19 protein-coding genes and 1 pseudogene are annotated in these 20311 nt (G+C 52.6%); 6 read left to right on the top strand and 14 right to left on the bottom strand.

The genetic code is table 11. From position 1 onward, the window contains the following. The first annotated feature begins 14 nt into the window (after positions 1-14). Positions 15-323, top strand: a complete 309-nt coding sequence (locus AABM52_RS15400) for a hypothetical protein (protein WP_256364988.1) — start codon at positions 15-17, stop codon at positions 321-323. Positions 324-453: 130 nt separating this feature from the next. On the opposite strand, the gene AABM52_RS15395 is transcribed toward AABM52_RS15400, so the two are convergent. Further along, the gene (locus AABM52_RS15395) at positions 454-978 is read right to left on the bottom strand and encodes a hypothetical protein (RefSeq protein ID WP_347906597.1); all 525 of its coding nucleotides are present in this window, start codon (positions 976-978) and stop codon (positions 454-456) included. 450 nt (positions 979-1428) lie between these two features. Here AABM52_RS15395 and AABM52_RS30555 point away from each other — a divergent pair, with 450 nt between their 5' ends. Continuing rightward, positions 1429-1791 (top strand): antitoxin Xre/MbcA/ParS toxin-binding domain-containing protein, encoded by a 363-nt coding sequence (locus AABM52_RS30555; RefSeq protein ID WP_367576086.1) that lies wholly within the window; start codon positions 1429-1431, stop codon positions 1789-1791. Positions 1792-1909: 118 nt separating this feature from the next. On the opposite strand, the gene AABM52_RS15390 is transcribed toward AABM52_RS30555, so the two are convergent. Further along, the gene (locus AABM52_RS15390) at positions 1910-2212 is read right to left on the bottom strand and encodes a nucleotidyltransferase domain-containing protein (RefSeq protein ID WP_347906596.1); all 303 of its coding nucleotides are present in this window, start codon (positions 2210-2212) and stop codon (positions 1910-1912) included. Between the two features lie 213 nt (positions 2213-2425). On the opposite strand from AABM52_RS15390, the gene AABM52_RS15385 reads away from it, so the two are divergent. After that, the gene (locus tag AABM52_RS15385) at positions 2426-2632 is read left to right on the top strand and encodes a hypothetical protein (RefSeq protein WP_347906595.1); all 207 of its coding nucleotides are present in this window, start codon (positions 2426-2428) and stop codon (positions 2630-2632) included. Positions 2633-2959: 327 nt separating this feature from the next. On the opposite strand, the gene AABM52_RS15380 is transcribed toward AABM52_RS15385, so the two are convergent. After that, on the bottom strand, positions 2960-3052 hold the full coding sequence (locus tag AABM52_RS15380; RefSeq protein WP_224791233.1) for a hypothetical protein: 93 nt from the start codon (positions 3050-3052) through the stop codon (positions 2960-2962). Then, entirely contained in the window at positions 3049-3372 is a 324-nt protein-coding gene (locus AABM52_RS15375) for an antitoxin Xre-like helix-turn-helix domain-containing protein (RefSeq protein ID WP_347906594.1), read from the bottom strand. The genes AABM52_RS15380 and AABM52_RS15375 overlap by 4 nt, the downstream gene beginning before the upstream one ends. A 1241-nt stretch (positions 3373-4613) precedes the next feature. Here AABM52_RS15375 and AABM52_RS15370 point away from each other — a divergent pair. Then, entirely contained in the window at positions 4614-4820 is a 207-nt protein-coding gene (locus AABM52_RS15370) for a hypothetical protein (RefSeq protein WP_347906593.1), read from the top strand. Between the two features lie 313 nt (positions 4821-5133). Here AABM52_RS15370 and AABM52_RS15365 read toward each other — a convergent pair whose 3' ends face one another. From AABM52_RS15365 to AABM52_RS15340, 6 genes are all read right to left on the bottom strand, one after another. Continuing rightward, complete coding sequence (locus tag AABM52_RS15365; RefSeq protein WP_347912634.1) at positions 5134-5295, bottom strand: antitoxin Xre/MbcA/ParS toxin-binding domain-containing protein; 162 nt, start codon at positions 5293-5295, stop codon at positions 5134-5136. A gap of 9 nt (positions 5296-5304) precedes the next feature. Beyond that, positions 5305-5574 (bottom strand): antitoxin Xre-like helix-turn-helix domain-containing protein, encoded by a 270-nt coding sequence (locus AABM52_RS15360; protein ID WP_347906592.1) that lies wholly within the window; start codon positions 5572-5574, stop codon positions 5305-5307. 230 nt (positions 5575-5804) lie between these two features. After that, positions 5805-8393: a hypothetical protein gene (locus AABM52_RS15355; protein WP_347906591.1), complete on the bottom strand. Its 2589-nt coding sequence runs from the start codon at positions 8391-8393 to the stop codon at positions 5805-5807. 181 nt (positions 8394-8574) lie between these two features. Beyond that, on the bottom strand, positions 8575-9474 hold the full coding sequence (locus AABM52_RS15350) for a hypothetical protein (RefSeq protein ID WP_347906590.1): 900 nt from the start codon (positions 9472-9474) through the stop codon (positions 8575-8577). 585 nt (positions 9475-10059) lie between these two features. Next, positions 10060-12831 carry a UvrD-helicase domain-containing protein gene (locus AABM52_RS15345; RefSeq protein ID WP_347906589.1) on the bottom strand — a complete coding sequence of 924 codons (2772 nt, stop codon included), beginning with the start codon at positions 12829-12831 and terminating at the stop codon, positions 10060-10062. Positions 12832-13384: 553 nt separating this feature from the next. Continuing rightward, positions 13385-14446 carry a hypothetical protein gene (locus AABM52_RS15340; protein ID WP_347912633.1) on the bottom strand — a complete coding sequence of 354 codons (1062 nt, stop codon included), beginning with the start codon at positions 14444-14446 and terminating at the stop codon, positions 13385-13387. Positions 14447-15325: 879 nt separating this feature from the next. Here AABM52_RS15340 and AABM52_RS15335 point away from each other — a divergent pair. Both AABM52_RS15335 and AABM52_RS15330 read left to right on the top strand, forming a co-directional pair. After that, the gene (locus AABM52_RS15335; protein WP_347906588.1) at positions 15326-15607 is read left to right on the top strand and encodes a hypothetical protein; all 282 of its coding nucleotides are present in this window, start codon (positions 15326-15328) and stop codon (positions 15605-15607) included. Between the two features lie 62 nt (positions 15608-15669). After that, a pseudogene (locus tag AABM52_RS15330) lies at positions 15670-15912 on the top strand (AbrB/MazE/SpoVT family DNA-binding domain-containing protein). A 760-nt stretch (positions 15913-16672) separates the two neighbouring features. Here the strand turns inward: AABM52_RS15330 and AABM52_RS15325 are convergent. From AABM52_RS15325 to AABM52_RS15310, 4 genes are read right to left on the bottom strand one after another with little or no spacing between them, the layout of a single operon-like run. Continuing rightward, a complete protein-coding gene (locus tag AABM52_RS15325; protein WP_347906587.1) occupies positions 16673-17941 on the bottom strand; it encodes an FAD-binding oxidoreductase in 1269 nt (422 codons plus the stop codon). Then, positions 17938-18690, bottom strand: a complete 753-nt coding sequence (locus AABM52_RS15320) for an amino acid ABC transporter ATP-binding protein (protein WP_090455760.1) — start codon at positions 18688-18690, stop codon at positions 17938-17940. Before AABM52_RS15320 ends, AABM52_RS15325 begins: the two co-directional genes overlap by 4 nt. After that, positions 18687-19355 carry an amino acid ABC transporter permease gene (locus AABM52_RS15315; RefSeq protein ID WP_090455762.1) on the bottom strand — a complete coding sequence of 223 codons (669 nt, stop codon included), beginning with the start codon at positions 19353-19355 and terminating at the stop codon, positions 18687-18689. The genes AABM52_RS15320 and AABM52_RS15315 overlap by 4 nt, the downstream gene beginning before the upstream one ends. After that, on the bottom strand, positions 19352-20134 hold the full coding sequence (locus AABM52_RS15310) for an ABC transporter substrate-binding protein (RefSeq protein ID WP_347906585.1): 783 nt from the start codon (positions 20132-20134) through the stop codon (positions 19352-19354). Before AABM52_RS15310 ends, AABM52_RS15315 begins: the two co-directional genes overlap by 4 nt. Positions 20135-20311: the final 177 nt, after the last annotated feature.

Raw genomic sequence — 20311 nt, 5'->3', positions numbered from 1 at the left:
CAGGCTATCCCACCATGGATACAAGATTGCTCACCGCTCAAGAGGTTCACCAGGTACTCCGTGATGTTACTGTCGGTTCACGCTCAATGCGCCGAATCACAGAGATCACATGGAACGAGATTTACTGTGGATTGATGACCGTCGAAGTAGATAGGTGGGTGATCACGTTTTTCGAAGATTGCGGTGAGCTTGACTATTGCGATAGCTGCTACAGCCCTGACGGCCGAAAGTACGACTTTAGCTCACGGGATGCCATAGATCCTGTCGAGCTTCTTTTACCTGACGAGCATCGACAGTTAGAAGAACTGCTTCGTCGTATCTGATCCACCATCAGACATTGATCGAACACGCTGCGAGACCTGCGTATCGAGCCTTCACTGGCACAGGAGTGATCCGTTAGGATCAATACCGCTATCGATCTGCCCTGATGAAAATGGCTTCCAAGGTACCCGGTCACTCATACCTGTTGGCGTCCATTAAACTCTCAGCAAGCCAAAAAGCATCCTGTATACTGAACGAATAGCACATGAAGTCAAAAACGAGTTCTATTCCCCCATCTTCAACTGTGTAAACTCCTAATTCCTCCATCGTATCGCCCGGAATCTTGGCTAGCTTGCTGAAATAAACTTCATTCTCCGTCTGCTGATATTTGAATCGTCCGTCAGCCCTATAACTCCAGCAACCCGATACGTCTTTGTGGAATTTTCTCTCCAACTTACTTTTACGCTTCTTTGACGTAAATAACACGTTCACCTGGTTACCAAGATTCACCAAAAAAGCATCTTTAAGGCAATGCGCAATTTCCTGCGCTACGCCCTTTGAAAACCTAATGGATACATCATCTAGCTTCAGCCTCACACCATCACTACCCTGCCTGGACACCTGACACGGGTACACGTCTTTACACTCACGTTCTCGCCAGCACGTAAATTCGCGCTCCGCAAAAAACACTGCCGGTTGCATTTCAGTTTTGCTCACAAATCACCATTTCGTTGCTGTTAAAGATAACAACGGATGCTTTGAAGAAAACCTTTAGCGAAAGAGTGAAATATTTTTGGTGGCTTATCAAAAGGGCTTTAATCGTTGTGGTTTGTGCGTCCCCCTTTCAGGGGTGGGCTGTCGTGAACCAAGCCCTTGCGCAAGGCGCTGGTCTTGGCCCTCCGGGCGTCCATCCGCACGCCTACGGCCGTCGGCCTGCGCGCTCCGCTTGCTTTCCGACGCGCTCTGTAACGAAACTTTTTGCGCTGTAACGTAAGCAGTGTTGCAGCGCACAAAACTACGTTACAGGCCATTGATCGCCTAGCTGCTGGTGCCAAGATGCTTATTGTCGATGGTGCGATTTTGGGTCAGAAGCGGCCATACTGGTCGATGGAGTTGGGTTAATAAATTCGGTCATCACAAACCAGATCACAGGCCATATGGTGGAGCATGAAATCAGTCACATCGAGCGCTAAAAACGGTGTGCCTGGCAAAGCATTTATCCGCGCTGGCGAAGGGCTGGGGCTTGATGACGATGAGCTATCAGCCGTCCTGGGTGAGCATGTTTCCCCGGTAATGCTTCTACGCCATGGACAGGAACCGCAACCCAACACTGAAGCATGGAGCCGGGCCTTGCTTTTGGTTGAGTTGTATCAGTCATTGCTCGCGCTCGTAGGAACCGAGCAAAATGCAAAGATCTGGCTAAGTAGCAGGAATCGTGGTCTGAGTAGTCGACCGCGTGATCTCATCACATGCCGAACAGGACTCGAGCAAGTTATCCAATACTTGGCTGCTACTCGCTCACTCATTTAATGCGTCCGGTTGAGCCAGCCGGGTGCTCAATGCAGAACGACCAACCGCAACGCTTTCAACTCTACGACTGTCTCGAGTTGACGAGGGTTCGCTCTTATCGAACGCCAATGACGCCCCACTACAGCTTGATCACCTCAGGCTCAATCGATGCCCTGTAGCTTTCTGGCATGTTGTTTTCGACATTGAAATCTACAACCACTCCGAGCATCTGCTCGAACTCATCTTGCATATCGGCGATGTCAAACAGCGAAATCAGACCGGCCATGCCCTCTGGGATGGTCGCTAGCAGGTCGAGATCACTTCCCTCGAGATCCTCTCCACGCGCTGTCGATCCAAAAATCCCGGGCGCCACAAATCCGTATGACTCTATGATCTTTCTGATCTCATCTGCCTTACCTTTAATGGCATCAGATGGCTTCATTTGAGGAGCTCTCGTGTAGTAATGCAGCCGACATAGTTCACCCTGCGTGTGTGGTATTCAGCTTATCAGCGCTGGCACCTCCGTTACTCATACACGAGGAGCGCACGTGCTCAACTGCCAAGGTCACACTAGAGACTGGTCGAAAAAAGCCAGGACATTTTCCACCCCTTCGATGAAGATTCGTTCCATGGTTCATGTGCAACGGAGCGCGGTATGAAAATGTTCGAACGATGCATGGCTCTTTTCTTGAAAGACAAAAGACCAAGCTCAGAGCAAGCGAGAGATCGCGCGTTCATAGCTGCTCTCAACAATCTGAAATCTCTGCGCGTGACACCTGAGGGTGGCATGTCGATTGATCCCGACGAGATTCGAGAAAAAGTAATAGCGAATCGGCAGTCACTCAAACGATTCGTGCGATGACCGTTTGATTCATTTGGTGTGCTGGGCCGAGCCGTTGGCTCGAAGGAGCGATGGCGGGACAGCTTACATCGTGCTCAGCGACCTTATGGTGCATTGCGCAGGGGCCACCAAATTCATACTCGATTTTCAGGCAAAAAAAAGCCCCATTTTTCGATTTGCATCACGATCCGTGCTGGCGTCCCCCAGAGGCTACGACCAGGATTGGCACCGTCTATGCCATTGAGAAAACTGTATATCCATACATGATTTACGTTAAGCGCATATTTCAGGATTAGCCGCAAAAAACGAGCACGGACACTCTCACACAAGCACTCTCATCTCTAATAGTCACATGAGATCGAACACCGCGTTCGTTTCCACCCTAGTCCCCAACATGTCGAGCGGACGCCTCAAGCCAAGACCACGAACTGAAGAATTCATCCATTTCTTCGCAGCGGCGGCACGCTCTCAAATAGGAAACGGGCTTGCTCAAACACAGCTATCAATGCGACCAGACGATCGCTTTTAGCTGTGTTCAAGTGACCTGTTTTCGCCCTACGCGCCAACATTGTGAGAGACATGCAGATCGCCTTGGAGATATCCGCTCGCCGCATCTGCAGTAGGCTCGATACCTGATCAAGTAGCTCAAAAGATAGACCCTCGTGAATGAGGTCATGGAGTCTTGTTCCGCGTGAAGGCAATCCTAGGGCTTCCCAAATACTCCCAGAGACTGATGGGCCAGGTTGGTATTCGAAATTCACTTCTCAAATCCATATCTATTCGTGGTGCGAACTCCATGCGGAGTGACAAGCCCCGCTTCGATGCTCTCTTCGTGAGACCAGGAGGATAACAGCACGGCCAACGCGGGCCTCGACATTGGGCGCTGCGGATCTCTTGGGGGATGGGAAAAGGTAATCGCCCTCGGATAGGTGGAGCATGACGTAGTGAGATTGAAGGTAGGTTGGTTGAGACGGTTGGCAGAGCTCTTTGCGGAAAAAGCAGCCTGCGTGGGCAGCCACCCGTCAGTGGCGGCAGCGATCAAGGCTTACGACGCGAACATTTGAGCGGTACTGCGGATGTCTCGGCGCCCCTGACCCCTCATCTGTTCACGATAAGTACCCGTGGGCAGCACGCTTCGTAATGGGTATTCCCGTTACGTCTTGGCAACGTGAGCTTGTATGGAATGTTGGGCAAAAGGCTCGCTTCATTGCTGCTGCCTGGTCAGGCACAGATCTGGGGAGCTATCTCACCAATGAGTGGTGCGATTACGCGGGGGGGAGCTGCGGCGGAGAACAGTGAAATCCTCCTCGATGGGCATCAACGACTGCACAGCTTGGAAGAGTATTTTCTGGATCGCCTTGCAGTCCCGGACATACAAAGTCAGCCACGAGTATGGTCGGAGCTCGGTAATGTCGAGCGCAAGCGGTTCCTGTCAACGATCTTCGCGCATTCAAGTGTCAGCTCCGACGACGAGAGGGCGCTGCGTAGGACTTATGATCTTTGCGCTTCAGGTGTGACGCCTCGGACGCATGATCAACGCGCGGCTCGATAAGCTCCTGATGCTTTGTGTTGTGGCGTGTCCCTTCGGGGGATGGCTGTCGTGAACCAAGCCCGGCGCGAGGCGGCGGTCTTGGCCCTTCGGGCTTCCATCACCACGCCCACGCGCTCCGCTTGCCTGTGCCCTCGCCTTCTGGGCCTGTAACGTATATTTGTGCGCTGTAACGTAAGCAGCGTTACAAAGCACAAAGTTACGTTACAGACCATCAATAGCATGGCTGCTGGAGCCGCATGTATCACACGGCAAGAGAGTGAGTAAGACGTCACATGTGCTCCGCCCTGGTCGACGATGGCGAGCTCTTCATCCACCGCCAATGACTCACTCACGAGGCGCACAAGGGCTCGACTGCTGAGGCCACACGAGTGACTGGCCGAAAAAAGCCAGGACATTTTACGGCCCATCGCTGAAGATGCGTTCCATGGTTCATGGACAACGGAGCGCGGTATGAAAATGTTCGAGCGATGCATGGCTCTTTTCTTCAAGGACAAAAGACCAAGCTCAGAGCAAGCGGGAGATCGCGCGTTCATAGTCTCTCTCAACAATCTGAAATCTCTTCGCGTTACGCCAGACGGCGGCATGTCGATTGATCCCAACGAGATTCGAGAGAAAGTGATAGCGAATCGACAGTCACTCAAGCGATTCGTGCGATGACCATTACGGTTCATTCAGTGTCCAAGCAGCCGAGCCTATGGCTCGAAGGAGCGATGGCAAGACAGCAATGGCATCGTGCTCAGCAACCTTAAGGTGCGTTGCGCAAGGGCCGCGCCAAATTCATTCTCGAATTTAAGGCAAAAAAAGTCCCAATTAAGGGACTTTTTTGCATGCATTACGATCCGTGCTGTCGTCCTCAAACGCTACGATCTGGATTCGCCTTCTATGCAATTGAGAATTGCTTTATTTCTATAGCTTACGTCAAGCGCATTTTTTGGGATTACCTAAATCCGGAATACGATATCGGATCGCCTCAGACCAGTACTCTCCTTTCGAGCCTACCAATCAGATCCAAAACAGCGTTCACTTCCGCCCTCGTCCCTAACATGTCTATTGGCCGCTTCAGCCCCAGACCTTGCACTGGCGAGCTCATCCATTTTACGGCAGCGACCGTATCCCTCTCGAATAGGGAAATGGCCTCTTCCTACAGAGCTATTAATGCGACCAGGCGATCGCTTTCAGCAGTGTTCAAGCGACCAGATTTCATCCTTCGTGCCAACGTTGTGGGCGATATGCAGATCGCCTTGGAGATATCCGTCCGTTGCACCTGGAGCAGGCTCGCCACCTGATCTAGTAACTCGAATTGAAGGCCCTTGTGTACAAGGCCATACAACCTTGTTCCGCGCGCAGGCAAACCCACGGTCTCCCAAATACTATCCGAGAGGGACGGAGCAGGCTGGTATTCAATTTTCATTGCTCATATCCATAGGCGCCAGGCGGAACGGTGAAAAGTTTCAGTCGATACAGGAACTCGCGCGCTGAGTAAGCATTGAAATTACCTTTACGACACCACGGAAATGATAGCTAAGCAGCGTATCGCGGCCGCAGGTCTGTTCAGTCCACCTTCACTGCGCGAAGTTACGACATTGCCTCTTTAACTTGCAGTCAGAAATGAAATTCCCAGGTGACGTAGCTGCCTCACGGTCAGTATCCAGCAAGATACGGATCGTCTTGGACATCATATTTATCTGGTGTCAGTAGCTCAAACTTTATGCCTTCCAACTTCAGTAACTCACTTGCCGCTTTCAGCTCCTTTTCGAATCGACTGCCAATCTCCATAACGGCGAGGATTGCTAGATTTGGCCTGAGACGCTTTGCCTGAAGGATAAAATCTTCGATGTGCACGGCCCGAAGACTGCGCCATGCCGACTTCACCTCACAAAGAACTGCTTGGCCATCGACGATAGCCAGAAGATCTGCTTCCGCATCAGAATTCTTGGAGTCGTTCTCGTAGCCAAAACAGGTTGGCCCCAAATACATGAATGACGAGTGCGCTCGTTCACGGAGGGCTGAAAGAGTCCAAACAAGCGACAACACGCTATGAGAGCGAAGGCTTTCGATGAGGAATTCATTTGGCCTGAAGTACCATGGTATCCCGACAGGCAGATCCGTTTCCGTGCGACAGACATCACACTCAAGAGACGGCGTTAGAGCTTGGAAGTCTGTCCAGTTACGATGCTGACAGGTACCACAAACCCAAGGGTATCCTTGAAAAAGCATGCGACGTGTTCGCATTTCACCAAGTCGATCCTCTAAGGCCTGTTGCTCTCGAGCATCCCATTCTGCTGCTTCCTCTTCATCCCCTTTGTGTTGTAACGGATTTTCCGCCCAATAGCGTTCTCTATGAGCTTTCCAATGACTGCGCAGATAATCGAGTGACAAATACATTCTGGGGGCTTTGACTGATTGCGCAGCTTTCACTATCAACCCTGCTAAAGCCGTACGCTCACTTTCAAGTTGGAGATCGAACACCGGCCGTCCCCGAGCGCGCTTCGCGAGGGAGTTTGCAGTTGCCAGGAAGTCCCCATCCGCGAGATTCGGAGTTCCCCCTATGCTGGCGAATACATCCCGAAGAAAGGGATGCAGAAGAAGACTTTTGGCGCCAGCCAGCCCTCCGGCCATCCCTAGGACTCCAGCTAAATGGGGACTCTCATTTGACTTTCGCATCCACGCAATTTTCTGTGCAGGCCAAGGCGGATCCTTAGGGCCAACACGCCTCATCGCTGAATCCCAGCACAACGCTTTCCGCATAGCGTTACCTATAGAGGGCACACTCACAGACTCGAGCACTCGGTTGAATCCCGCAAATACAGTCAAAAGACCGTGCCTACTCGTACGCGGCATAAGAGAAATGTGGTTCTGGGCTGAACCACGACTTGCGAATTTGGCAACAAAAGCGTCCGCCATGCGCCATCGTTTCGGGAGCATCCACATGTTGTCTTGGGCCAATCTTGGCTTATCAAGCTCAAACTCAAAGCTGAAATCGAGCGACCACAGGCCAAGAGTAAACAATTGTCCCGGCGGCGCATCTCTCAAATGCTCTGGTTCTCTTTCAGGAGGGTGAGCAACCGGCGGTCTCCACCGAAATTCATACCAGCCTCCGCCTCGAGATCCGTCTGTAAATTGAGCCAACTCACGAGCATGTTCGAGAGATTCATTGCTTGGAATAACATGCCCGCCTGGGATGACCTCAGCTGCCCCATGGGCACTCCAAACCTTTGCAGCCCGGAGCAAATTAACGACTTCATTAAGCTCTTCGATACTATGTGACACCGAACGTACCCGAAGCTGCGACTGCCCCCCGCCGCCACCATTCACATGATTCCGCGAGTTGATCATATGGGCGACCTGGCTCAGTGTGTCCTCATCTTTTAACTGATCGAGTGTCAGTCGGAAGCAGCATAAGTCACCATCGAGCCATGCGGGAGTCAGCAACCTCGCATTCCAGAACATGAGCCTGTCCTCAAATGAGTCACCAATCACTAAATTGAATCCATCACTCCATCGACCGTCACGGATCTGAAGGCGCGCTGCATACAACGACGACAACATACTCATGCTCGTGACACGCCGACTCACAAACTCAAAAAAGGCCATGTCCTCGGATATGACTCGATCAAGATCCCGTGGTACCCCGTATTCACGGTTATGAAAATAATCATCCGATACAATCGTCAGTAGACCAGCTGTTGAACGAGCGTCATTTGGATAAACCCCCGTAGCCGCGCTCGTGTGATAGGTACCAAAATTGTCTGTCAAAAATCTGCTCGGCTTTTCCGTATGCCAAGTGTCGATGATTTTGACTTTTGGGCCGGCGGCCAATGGACTATGCCGGGCAAGACGAAACACGGTTGAGAGTGAGGAAAGCGCCGGCGGGTACTGTGGCCGAAAGCCGTGCACATCTAATCTCGGTTGGTCGCCCAACCGGTGAACGATGTAGTCAGCTGGAACCAAGCGCTCGTGAACTTCAAGAACAGCCTCAGCGTTCAAAACGATATAGGAGTAGACAATGTCCGGATCAAACGTCTCCAACCACTGCCAGTAACCAGCAACAATTTGGCCATCCGCGCACGGAGCGATGAGACTGAACCGCCCGCCCCATCGTGAATAGCAATCAGCGAATATTCCATCCAGCATCAGATCAGCATGCTCGCCTAGCTCGACGAGAAAGGCTATCCGTAAAGGCCTAGATCTCAATCGACCCGTCAGTTCTGCGCCAGACTCATTCGGCATTTACAAAACCCCCTCTGCAACACTGTGGCCCACAGCGTAGTTCCAGAGTTCAGTTCCTGCGAACCATCCCCCCCTTTCGAAAGGGATTATTTCTCGCAAAGACCAAAAGACACGGGGCTTCGAATATAACTTAATATAGCTGGTCTGCTGACATCGAAAAACCAACCAGACTTAGAATCAGCTAAATCTTGAACCTACTGAAACTGCCAAGTATTTCTTTATTATGGTGACGTCTTAGCCAAAAATACTTCTTAAGTATTTTCCGATAAAGCTCCCGCTTGGATTGATTTTGGTAACTAGACCTGTATCGTAAAAAATTTTCTGAAATAGAATCTCTAACTAATTCTTTTTGATGCTGAAGCATCGCCTCAACCTTTCTTCTACTTTCAATTATTGTAGCCCTAATATGATAATCTCTCATCTGCCACTTCGCGCTAGGGGTAGAAGGGTCAGCACTTGCTAACATTAGCTGTAGAATATTCACACTCCACACACTACCATCACGCTGAATAAATCCATTACGGCCATACATTTTTCTATAAAGCCATTTTATTTTTTCAACAAGAGCTTGATTCTCTAGTACATCATCAGCCAATGCTAACCGAGGGTACACGGCCTTTTTCGATTCCGCGTGATGAGCCAAAGACAATCCCTTCCCTACCGCGAAGCTTCCGTCTATGTCACAAAACTCAGTTGAAATTCCTCCCCTAAATATTATCCGCTTCTCTGCAAGACATTTCTGCATTAACTCCATTAAACGCCAGCAGATGAGAATAAGGGCATTAGCCGAGTGCATTAAAACCTTCTCCCTAGGCTCCTTCCTTTCGACCTGACGCGGCTTAAAGGTCAAGACCAAAGAATCAGAGATAAAAGCTGTCTTCACATCATACCATTCGTAGAGATTGAACCCTTGATCTCCCTCGTATCTTGTCTTTACCTCCTTCTCGTAGTTCCCCATAAAAGAAAGATTAGAACTCATGAACTGTATTAAATCTTGAGCCTGCACATCCGATATAACTTTGGAATTCATCTCAGAAAACCCCAGCATATCAATAAATACTGTCCACTGAACTGCTTTCATCTATCAACCTGACTTACAAGCATTATATTAAGGATAAAGAACATACGCCTTACCGAAACGTACAAACCCGCTTAAGGCCACACGCTGCCCATGAATACAATGATAGCAGTTAGACATCAAGGCATCTGAGGAACTTTTTGATCCATATGACTTGATGCATCTCGCTCCTCAGTGTGCCGACTTAAGCGCCAGAGGGTTTCATTGTGGAATCGACAGGGTTTTTATCTCGTCACCACCACAGTCACCTCATAACAAGGATGACGATTCGAATGCCGATTTGCGCCGAAAGCCAGTCACGTCAGCACGCTGTGAAGTGATCTGTTGATTGACTGCGTGCAAGCAGAGTAGAAAAAACGAAGCCTCGGAGGTTCGCGCCTCTAGGGCTTCTATTTTCGCCTCCATCCCTTAATGGTTTGACGAACGTGGCCGGGACATTACCAGTGTCGTTTTGATAATTCACTATGACTTTGGATAAACATGTTCGATCAGCAAGGCGCATCACGCGGCCGAGAATTGACCAGTCACCTCAGGCACGAAAGCGAGTGAACGAATTGGAGACGGCTATCACTAGAACGGCAATCAACCTCAAAACTTACGAGACCGGTAGGCACTCCGCTTAGGTTGAGGAGACGCATTTTGTCTTGGCTTGAATTTGCATCGTGGAAAATTTGAACAGGACTTGAAGTCTCCATATTTTCCGTTGCGCTCCACGATGACTCCAACTTTGCACACCGGACATCGATCCTCCTGGACAGCTTCTCCCTTGATATCGGTGATTGTCACTGCGCCATCTTTCACCAATTCATCCAGAAATGGCGAGCACCGTCCGGACACGGTGAACATAGCGACTGATCGACGAGCCCGAGTCAGTGCCACATAAAACAGACGGCGCTCCTCGCCGTGCTTAAAGGTGTCCCCTTCAGGCATGACCAAGCCAAACACTGGGTCATCACCTTTGAGGTTAGGGAAACCTTTAGCCACCATTCCCGGAAGGATCACGTAATCCGCTTGGTCACCTTTGGATGTATGGATCGATTTGAACCGCAGCTCCAACCGATCGCCGTACCGATGACTCCATCCTTCAGGGACGTATTGCCTGTCGTTCTTGTAGCGACCTAGAACGAAGACAGTGATCTTCCCGTTACGATTTTGCGGGACTGAGCCATCGCAGAGACCGGTATACAAGGTCTCAAGGTACTGGCTGATTGCGTCACGCACGTCACCCTGACTTGACACCTGGAATGCCTGAAGTGCCGGGCCAACTGCGGGTGTTACAGAAACAACATTCTTCCTCAGCTGTGCAGGATTCTTGGACACAAAACGACTGGAGGCGTCGCAAATTGCCTGCGGACATCGAAACGTTGTTTCTAAATGCAGAACCTGGCCATGCCCATACCACTCACGAAAGCCTGTCATGACAGAGACGTCAGCGCCGGCGAAGCGATTGATTGACTGCCAGTCATCCCCTACCGCGAACAGGAAGCGATGCGGCGCTGCGACCAATGCTCGACATAGGCGAGCACGAGCACGCGAGGCATCTTGGTATTCATCGGCCATAACAAGCTGATAAGGGGATTTGTGTCCACGCTCGAGGTGTTCCGCAGCCAGATTGATCATGTCTTCAAAATCGATGCCCCGCTCCATGTGCAGTGCCTTATTCCAGGCCCTGATGACTGGAATAGCGAGCTCTAAAAACATCTGGTAGCGGTACTTGAATGCATTCACCGGGAGGGTATTGAGGCGCTCATACAACGTCTTTTCGTTGAGACTGTTGCTCTTGAAGTGAGTGATGAACGATCGCAGCACTTTTATAAGTTCCACGTGCTCCATCGGCGCCAACCCTGAATCAGGTAGGGGTCGATCAGGGTTGGGGTCGAGAGTAATCCCACGTGAAGTCAGCTCGAACTTCAGATGATTGAATATCTGGCCTGAGTTCAGCTGGTGAGACGTGGTCTCCATCAGCTGGGTGCCTTTAGATTTGTGAAGCGCTCGCTTCCAGTTGGCGTCTTCTAGGTAGCCTTCGAAATGTGCCGGTGCCTGACCGTTGGCATCGAACGCAAAATGCTCGTGATATAGATTGATCTTCGGGTAGTAAAAGTCAGGGAAATATTGTCTGCGCTCCGCAGTAGCAGTGTCGTGTTCGTAAGGCCTCTCGTAGGCATACTCCACGCCGTTGTAGAACAGCCAGTTGGCGATCAGGCGTTCTTCTTGGCTGGCCACACGATCGCCATTCAGGCTGACAAGGCGCGCATTCCCTTCGCTATCAAAGGCCTCAAACAAATCTTCAATCGACATTGAAGAATAATCGCGGCCGAAGACAAGGCGAAAGAGATCCCAATTGGTGCGGAAGGCTTCTGATTGATCCTTCAAGGCATCTATCAGTTCCGCCAGCTTTTCGAGTCCAGGAAGCGTTTCACAGGCCCAGTCCGGTACGTGAGGCTTCTTCCCGGTTGCGCCTCCAATAATATTCAGCCCCAGAGAATGGAAGGTCATCGCGTTGATTACGATGTTTTCCTTTCCCAAGCGAACAAGCGACTCAGCAGCACGTGCTTTCAGCTCAGTGGCTGCGTGTTTATTAAACGCCAACATGATGATAGCGGCGGGAGCGACCAGCTTCCGGTGAACCGCGTAGATAGCTTTGGCCACCATGGTCGAGGTCTTTCCGGATCCTGCCGAGGCAATGACCTGAACACGATTGTCGAAACAAAGGACGGCGCGAGATTGTTCATCGGTGAGCGGTCTGCTTTCGACCTTCTGTAACAAGGTCGCGCATGCTTCGAGCTCGCGCTCCAAATGCAGCTTATTGCGCGCATCCCACCGCTCTGACCAATTTGATGCCCAGTCGTCTAGATGGGACTTCACTCGGAAAGCTTTACTTCCCAGTAGTGACTGAACCTCAGGAAGGGCGAAAAGCGTACCTAACGTTGCGTCATTAACACCCAACGATGCCCTAGATTCCAATAACACCTGCTGCAGGTCGTGAGTGAGCCAACGACACTCAGCATCTACGGTTTTTATCGCACAAGCGACCTCCTCAAGCCACTGGGTCACTTTCGCGTAGTACGCTTCGAACAGTCGTTGATGCTTGAGTTGTTCCAGGTGGATAAACGCCTGGCTCAGGGTTGGCTGTTCAGAGTTGGAAAGGCCCTCTAGCCTGAGCTTATGCCCGACGAACACCGTCACATTCGTCCAGACCAGACCACGTTTAATTCCGCCTCTGGCGAAATTTTCAGCCGTGAGAGGATAAATCCGATCGCCGATACGAAGTATTAATCGGTCGCCCTCGAGGGTCAGCTGCCACGGCTGCGAGCGTGTGAGTAGTCGTCCTAACCAAGATGGCTTCCATTGCGTTGTCATGCTGGTGATCACGGTCTAAAAGAAGCCAGCTTACCAGAGCCCAAATCCTTCCGATGACCGGCTACCAATTCGCCCTTTAGCTCAAGCAAAAAACCTCCGGTTAAGATGCCTTGATCTCCGCATAGGATCGATGACGGTTTCGGTCTGGCCACTAAATATTGAACACCTCTGCGACACGGCTGAGATGCTCCAACTCCCGCGTGGGATTGCCGCGTGCCGGTTTTCTGTTGTGCCAGAAAACAAGGTTTTAGCCGGGCCGCGTTGGCCCGAAGGAGCGAACACAGAAATCCTGCGAGACCGATCACGCGAGCTTTATGGCACCACCTTGGATATCGTCCCGCGCCATTCGCAATTCATTGGAGTCCTAATTAAGCCGGTGAATCATGTTGAGCAACCGCTGACGAAGCACCTCGTCTTGGAGGTACGGTGAATGACGCTCGAGGTATCTACATTCCCGCCGCCCAACGAAGACCTCTAGCTTCCGAGAACACCACTGTGCCATGCTCGATGCAGACCGAGCTGGCCTTCTGGGACTGATCGGCCTCATATGCAGTTACAGGATGCTGCTCAGCATAACTTCCAGCCTTGAGCCATCAGCGCTCTCAAAAGCCCCGCCTTCCCCGAATAGCACCTGAATGTTGGCCTGCGTGAAGAACTCCGCTGCTGCGAAGTCGGATGCAGTGTTCGCTGGCAGCACTAGGAAGAGCTTGGTATCAGCATTACCGAAGCGATGTTGGTAATACGCAAGCTGGCCGAAAGCAGTGTAGAGCTGTGCCGACATCGAGCTGCTGGTCTTGACCTCAAAAATCGCCTTGGCCTTATCAGAAGCCCTATCTACTAGCGCCAGGTCGACACGATGCTTACCAACCCTGAGCTCGGCATGACCTTCAACAAGCTCATTTAGCTTGCGGTGAAGAGCGTTGCAAAGCGGGCCGTGGAGATACTGGTACTCGCATTTATCTTGGTTTGGGGTATACGACTTACTGCCCTCGAACTCTTCCTGCTCCCGCCACTTCGCGTCCGATTCGTCGTCTTCGTCGATAACCTCTGTTGAATCGTCAACGGCATCTGCAAGCTCAGCCTTCCTCCGCTCCTTTAGTTGCTTCACCTTGAACAGGAACTCGGCAATGTCATTCGCGATGCTGGGAGAGCTCGCTGAAGAAACGGCAATTACCTCTGCCGATCTGCCGTTATCATCAACCTGCATCAACCAATCTTGGAAATGCTCGAAAGCGTCCGCGCGAGGCACCCGGCCACGAAATGCTGTGAAGGTGCCACGATGGCATATCAAAGTTTCACCGCCAGGATCTGCTACCAACACACCTGAGACCTTGCGGTTTAGGCCATCCGGAATGTTGATCTCAGCATCGGGGGAGAGAGTGCCGCCCTCGAAGCCTAACTTGAACAAGTGCGCTTGTCGTCCATCCCAGGGAGGAGGAACAGCGAAGAGCATTTCGCCGAGATCGGTATCCAAGGCATAGGTACGGCATGGAGCCCTATCCCCACTCGGAAACGCCCACTCTATGTTTCCACGATACTCCGCCAGGTCGATGAGAGCCTGTTGAAAAGAACGAACGCCCCTACGAAGCCGGGCATTCACTGTAATGACCTGCACCAACTTGCACCTCCTTGTTGACCTAGGAAGCCATCGGGATCTTCGAAGGATTCAATGGCGACAAAACGCACGATGGTAGCACTTCGATATGCCATCTGGTCTAGGGCGTCCTTACTATTGCGAGTGACATCTGGACGACCTTAGAGATGCCAGTTGAAGTCGGTATCTGCAATTGCACTCAACTGATCTATCCGATCACAGGAGCACAAAATGTACCCCAGCCCGCAGGTTCGACCTCCTCGTTAACGCCACTTCACACCGCAACTCAGCTATGGGCGTGCGATAACCCGAGCGCAGAACACTTTGAACAATCCCCCATCTCCTCCCGGTCGGCGAGGTTAGCCAACTGCTGACGGACGTCGTGCTCGGCAAACGAATTATGAATTGAAGCTCCATCCATTCACGGAATGAGATCTATCATGGCCTCATGCCCGTGAGCACTGATGGCTGGGGTCTCACCCTCTTCAATGGCTGTGACACCGTGGACTACTGCGAGTACTGCAGGTCACCTGATGACCGAGTCGGGACACTTGAGCTCTGGCAGCGCGACGGAGCTGATCCTGTCGAGCTATTGAGCGCCTGGGAGCGAGAACAGCTTGAGCGACTGCTCGCTGGGCTCTGAGCATGCATGCAAAATGGCAGATGAATGTTTGGCCACTTCAGTCATCTCGAAAACTGCTTCCTAAACTGTAGCTATGACATCATTTTCATCACAAACGGTTGCCGCCAAGCCTTGGTAGGCTTACTGGATTCTTAACCTGCAATCCAGATAACTGCCAATCTGCGATGCAACCACAAATAAAAACGGCCCTGCCCTCACCAACTGCTCAATGTACGAATCGAATAGCTAGTGCCTGGCTTCCGAATAGGAGTAACAAATTGCTTAACCGTCCCGATAAAGACGCGCTCCGTGCAATGCTGGAATCGCAAGTTCAAGAAAAACTACAGCACGACCCAGACGCGGTAACGACTTATGCAGCCCAGCCTGTACCTGACCGAAAACCGTACACCAGCAAACCCACGGTTCAGGACAAAGCTTTTCACAAAGAGCTTGAGCAGATGCGCGTAGATGCCGAAGCTGGAGTGATACATACGCCTGAGCGCGAACCGGAGGACGGAGGCGCTCCTAGCCTTAAGCTTGATGATTATTCGGATCTGTAAACGGGCCACCGAGAATCTACAGACGGGAATGGCTTGCCGGCTCATAGCAACGGAGATCGCACGTGAAAAATCCACCTATGAAAATCACCATCGAAGATTGGGATGGTGACGGTGCAATCCGGATTCCCGATGAGGCACTGCAAGAGCTGGAACTGGATGTCGGCGACGCTGTGTATCTGATTGAAGAATTTGTCGGCAACACTTGATGCCTAGTCCTATCAAAAACGCCTCAGATTGCGGATCGAATAGTCGAGCTCACTGAAGCCTGGGATAGCGGACAGGCTGGTGATGCCCAGGAGAAATGAGACAGCAATACGCGCTTCCTTTAGGCACTCACGGAAGGCCGCCTGCGGCCAGTGATGGAGAGAGCTGACTCGATCAAGGGTGTGTCCATCTCTAACACTCCGCTTCAGCGGGGCCCTACCCGAAGATGCGATAGCCGGGCCCTGCTGGCCCGAAGCATCGACTAGAGAAAAATGGCTCAACACGGCACCTACTGCCAAGCCGTACTTCGTGAGATGAGAGGTATGGTGCACCGTCATAAATTGTCTCAGCTTAAGCCCGTTCCGTTCTTGAATTCGTCTCCTTTTGCCGGTACTTGTAGGACATCAATCTCATGCAGGGAAAGCAACCATGCACCTTAGATTCAGAGTGATTGAGACCACCACACTGGAGGATGGCAGCAAGCGATACAGGGTCGTTGATCTCGTAGAAGGCGGCTCAGCAAGCAAACATGGTGTCTTCAGGGTCAGGACAGAGGCAGACGCTGTTTGCTCGACATTGAATGCTGATCATCCGATGCAGTTGGCAACGCGGGCATTGCATAGCACCTAGTGTGAACAGCTACGGCATCTCATATGCAATTACTTATTTTCCGCCAAATTTGAAAAACGATGCTGACGCCAATCATTCAAATTTGAGCAGTGGGAGCTCTTCCATAGGCACTCCCACGACACAGGCTACATTGGTTTTTGCTTCTTAGCTTTTCGCGTGCTCCGCCTACCGATCGTCGCACACCGCACGGCAAGATCGGCGCGGTTTTTTAGCTTGATAAATGAGATTCCTTCAGCTCCCATTTAATCGATCCAACAAGCTATACCAAGCCACCCCAGCGCCAATGTAGAAGCGCTGCAGTCCATGTAATGGTAACCGCTGCAATGGCGACACCGGATACGCAAACGCCGCGCGGTTATCACACAAGCGCCCAGCCAACTGCTGACCAAGGCTGGTACATAAAGCGATCCCACGACCATTACATCCAAGCGCCAAAGTCAGCCCTGGCGCCGGCTCATGAACATGGGGCATGAAATCTCTAGTGATCGCGATCCGTCCAGCCCAGTGATACTCAAACTCCAGTGGCCCCAACTGCGGAAACAGCAATGCCAGCGAGCGTTCAAGGTGAGCAAAGTCCGTCGGCCCGGCGGGATCGTTGAACAACCCACGCCCGCCCATCAACAGGCGACCGTAGGCATCCTTACGGAAATACAGCAGCAGTCGTTGCGACGTAGAAACCGTTTCCTGCCCTGGCAAAATACTTTCGGCTACCGACCCGCTCAACGGTTTGGTGGCGACGATAAAACTATTGGCGGCCAATATGCTCTGCGCCATCCCCGGCCACAGGTTGCTGCTGTAGCCGTTGGTTGCCAGTACCACCTGATCCGCCGTGACTTGTGCGCCGCAGGCAGTCTGCACTTGCCACCCAGAGCCCTGGCGCTGCAACTCAGTCACGGCACTCTGGCCGTGAATCCGCACACCTGCTGCCAGCGCCGCGCGTACTAATCCGCGTGCGTAGGCCAAAGGCTGAATCGCCCCCGCTCGACCATCCAGCCAACCGCCGGCAAAGGCTTCACTGCCCATGCGCGTAGCCACTGCGCTGGCATCCAGATACTGCACCGGCACACCACGACGGGCCCACTGATCCGCCCGGGCATGCAGCCCGGCCACGCCTTTGTCCGAGTAGGAAACCTGCATCCAGCCCTTTCGTATCGGCGCGCAATCAATCTCATGCCGCTTGATCAGATCGAACACCAGGTCAGCAGAACTCGACACGGTGTCGATCAATGGTTCAGCGCGCTCAGCGCCGTACATTTGCACCAGTTGATCCGGATCGTATTTCAACGTCGGGTTGACCTGCCCACCATTACGGCCCGAAGCACCCCAACCAGGTTCGTTAGCTTCCAAGACGCAGACCCTTACACCCTTCTCCGCCAGATGCAGGGCCGTCGACAAACCGGTATACCCCGCCCCCACAATCGCCACATCCACCTTCAACGACTCGCTCAATGCTGGTGTTGGTACGGCAGGTGGTGCCGTCGCTGCCCATAGTGACTTCATGACAGGCTCCGGGTGCTGGCGGTCGGATGCAGTACCCGGCGCAAAAAGTCTTGGGTTCGCGGCTGCTGCGGATTGCCCAGGACTTGCTCCGCCGGGCCGCTTTCAACGATGTAACCGCCATGGAGGAAGCACACGCGGTCAGCCACTTCGCGGGCAAAACCCATTTCATGGGTGACCACGATCATGGTCATGCCCTCATCCGCGAGGGTACGCATGACTGCCAGTACATCACCCACCAGTTCAGGGTCGAGGGCCGAGGTAGGTTCGTCGAACAGCATGGCTTCGGGCTTCATCGCCAAGGCGCGCGCGATGGCCACCCGCTGTTGCTGGCCACCGGAAAGTTGTTCCGGATAGGCGTCCGCCTTTGCCGAGAGACCAACCTTTTCCAGTAAGGCCAAGGCTTCTGCACGCGCTTGATTGGGTGACTCACCCTTGACGTATACCGGGCCTTCCATGACGTTTTCCAACACAGTGCGATGGGGAAACAGGTTGAAACGCTGGAACACCATGCCCATGCGGCTTCGCAGCGCGTGCACGGTTTTACTGCCCCGTTGCACGGTTTCGCCGAACGCGGTGATAACACCGCCTTCGTAGGTTTCCAGTGCATTGATGCAGCGCAGCAACGTGGACTTGCCCGAGCCGGAGGGGCCGATCAGGCACACCACCTCCCCTTTGGCGACGTCAAGGTCTACGCCGTGCAGCACCCGGTGGCTGCCGTATTGTTTTTGCAGCTGGCGAATCTCGATCATGCTTTTTTCCTCCGGCTCAGATGCTGTTCCATGCGGCGCAGGCCATACACCAACGGCAGGCTCATCAGCAGGTAGAGCAAAGCCACCAGGGTATAAACAGTCATGTTCTGAAAGGTGGATGAGGCAATCAATTGCCCTTGGCGCGTCATCTCGGCGACGGTAATGGTGGATACCAGTGAGGAGTCCTTGAGCATCATCACCAAGGTGTTGCCATAGGGTGGCAAGGCGATACGGAATGCCTGGGGCAGAATCACGCGGCGCATCATCAGTACCGAGCGCATGCCCAAGGCTTCGGCGGCTTCGCGCTGTCCTTGCTCCACGGCGATGATGCCGGTGCGAAAGTTCTCGGCCTGATAGGCGGAATAGGCGATGCCCATGCCGATCACCCCAGCTTGGAAGGCGGTCAGGTGAACGCCCATGTCCGGCAGTACGAAGTAAATGTAAAACAGCTGCACGATGATCGGCAGGCCGCGAATCACGTTGATCACCGTACTCGCCGTTACCGACAGCACACGGATCGGTGACAGCTTGAGCAGCGCCAACACCAGGCCGATCGCGCTGCTGAGGAGGAACGACAGCACGGTGATCTGGATAGTCACCCAGGCGCCCTGAAGCAGGATGGGTAAAAAATCCACGGCGCTTTGCAGGAATTCAGTGGGGCTCATAGGTTCACCTGGGCATCAAGCCCCCACTTCTTGAGGATATTTGCCAGGGTTCCGTCAGCCTTGATACTGGCGATGGCCTGATTCAATCGCTCGAGGGTTTCGGTATCGCCCTTGCGCACCACTAGGCAAACCTCGCCGACATTGGTGGGTTTGTAGTCGGCGGCTAGTTTCACGCCTTTGAACAGGTTCTGCCGGATCTGGTAGGCCACCACCGGCTGGTCACCCACGGCAGCCTTGATGCGACCCAGGGACAGGTCACGGATCATTTCGCCAATGGAGTCGTAGGTGCGGATCTCCTTGAAGATGCCGAGCTTGTTGAGCTGGTCGTAAAAAATGGTGCCGGCCTGTACACCAACGACCTGATCTTTGAGCGGGCTTAGGTCGGGGTATGCGGCATTGTCATCGGCGCTGATGATCAGGCCTTCACCGTAGGCGTAGACCGGGCTACTGAAGTCGACGACTTTTTTACGCTCTTCGGTTTTCAGCATGCCGGCGGAAATGAAGTCGAGCTTTTCGGACGTTAGCGAAGGAATAAGCGCGGCGAAGTTGGTCTGTTCGATCTGGCTGGTGAAGCCCCCAGCCTTGCCTACCGCCTGCGCAACATCGACCATCACCCCCTGAATGCTGTTGCTCTTGATATCAAGGAATGTAAACGGCGAACCGCTGGCGGTTGCACCAACTTTGTACGAGGTCGCACTGGCCGCGTGCACGGTGGACACGCAAAGGGTGGCGCATAGGCCGAAGGCAATGCGGCGAAACACGTGTGAAAGACTGTTCATCGGGTTACTCCAGAAGGAAAACGGATTGTCAGTACCGCTAGCGGCAAGAGAACAATCGCAAGCCTCATGCCATTCCGATTAATCAGGAGTGCATATCGATTGATAAATTGCGCTAAATGAATCATTCGTATCGATATGCGATATTTAATGGTCAATTTTTGCTTTGTGGTGTAGAAA

The organism is Pseudomonas grandcourensis (genome assembly GCF_039909015.1).
GTDB lineage: Bacteria > Pseudomonadota > Gammaproteobacteria > Pseudomonadales > Pseudomonadaceae > Aquipseudomonas > Aquipseudomonas grandcourensis.
The sequence above is the reverse complement of the archived record's forward strand: the minus strand, read 5'-3'. Positions and strand labels throughout refer to the sequence as shown.

Excerpts from the sequence above, each read along its gene's own strand:
- AABM52_RS15400 (WP_256364988.1), top strand. The coding sequence starts at position 15 with ATGGATACAAGATTGCTCACCGCTCAAGAGGTTCACCAGGTACTCCGT.
- AABM52_RS30555 (WP_367576086.1), top strand. The coding sequence starts at position 1,429 with ATGAAATCAGTCACATCGAGCGCTAAAAACGGTGTGCCTGGCAAAGCA.
- AABM52_RS15390 (WP_347906596.1), bottom strand. The coding sequence starts at position 2,212 with ATGAAGCCATCTGATGCCATTAAAGGTAAGGCAGATGAGATCAGAAAG.
- AABM52_RS15385 (WP_347906595.1), top strand. The coding sequence starts at position 2,426 with ATGAAAATGTTCGAACGATGCATGGCTCTTTTCTTGAAAGACAAAAGA.
- AABM52_RS15380 (WP_224791233.1), bottom strand. The coding sequence starts at position 3,052 with ATGAATTCTTCAGTTCGTGGTCTTGGCTTGAGGCGTCCGCTCGACATG.
- AABM52_RS15370 (WP_347906593.1), top strand. The coding sequence starts at position 4,614 with ATGAAAATGTTCGAGCGATGCATGGCTCTTTTCTTCAAGGACAAAAGA.
- AABM52_RS15360 (WP_347906592.1), bottom strand. The coding sequence starts at position 5,574 with ATGAAAATTGAATACCAGCCTGCTCCGTCCCTCTCGGATAGTATTTGG.
- AABM52_RS15355 (WP_347906591.1), bottom strand. The coding sequence starts at position 8,393 with ATGCCGAATGAGTCTGGCGCAGAACTGACGGGTCGATTGAGATCTAGG.
- AABM52_RS15350 (WP_347906590.1), bottom strand. The coding sequence starts at position 9,474 with ATGAAAGCAGTTCAGTGGACAGTATTTATTGATATGCTGGGGTTTTCT.
- AABM52_RS15345 (WP_347906589.1), bottom strand. The coding sequence starts at position 12,831 with ATGACAACGCAATGGAAGCCATCTTGGTTAGGACGACTACTCACACGC.
- AABM52_RS15325 (WP_347906587.1), bottom strand. The coding sequence starts at position 17,941 with ATGAAGTCACTATGGGCAGCGACGGCACCACCTGCCGTACCAACACCA.
- AABM52_RS15320 (WP_090455760.1), bottom strand. The coding sequence starts at position 18,690 with ATGATCGAGATTCGCCAGCTGCAAAAACAATACGGCAGCCACCGGGTG.
- AABM52_RS15315 (WP_090455762.1), bottom strand. The coding sequence starts at position 19,355 with ATGAGCCCCACTGAATTCCTGCAAAGCGCCGTGGATTTTTTACCCATC.
- AABM52_RS15310 (WP_347906585.1), bottom strand. The coding sequence starts at position 20,134 with ATGAACAGTCTTTCACACGTGTTTCGCCGCATTGCCTTCGGCCTATGC.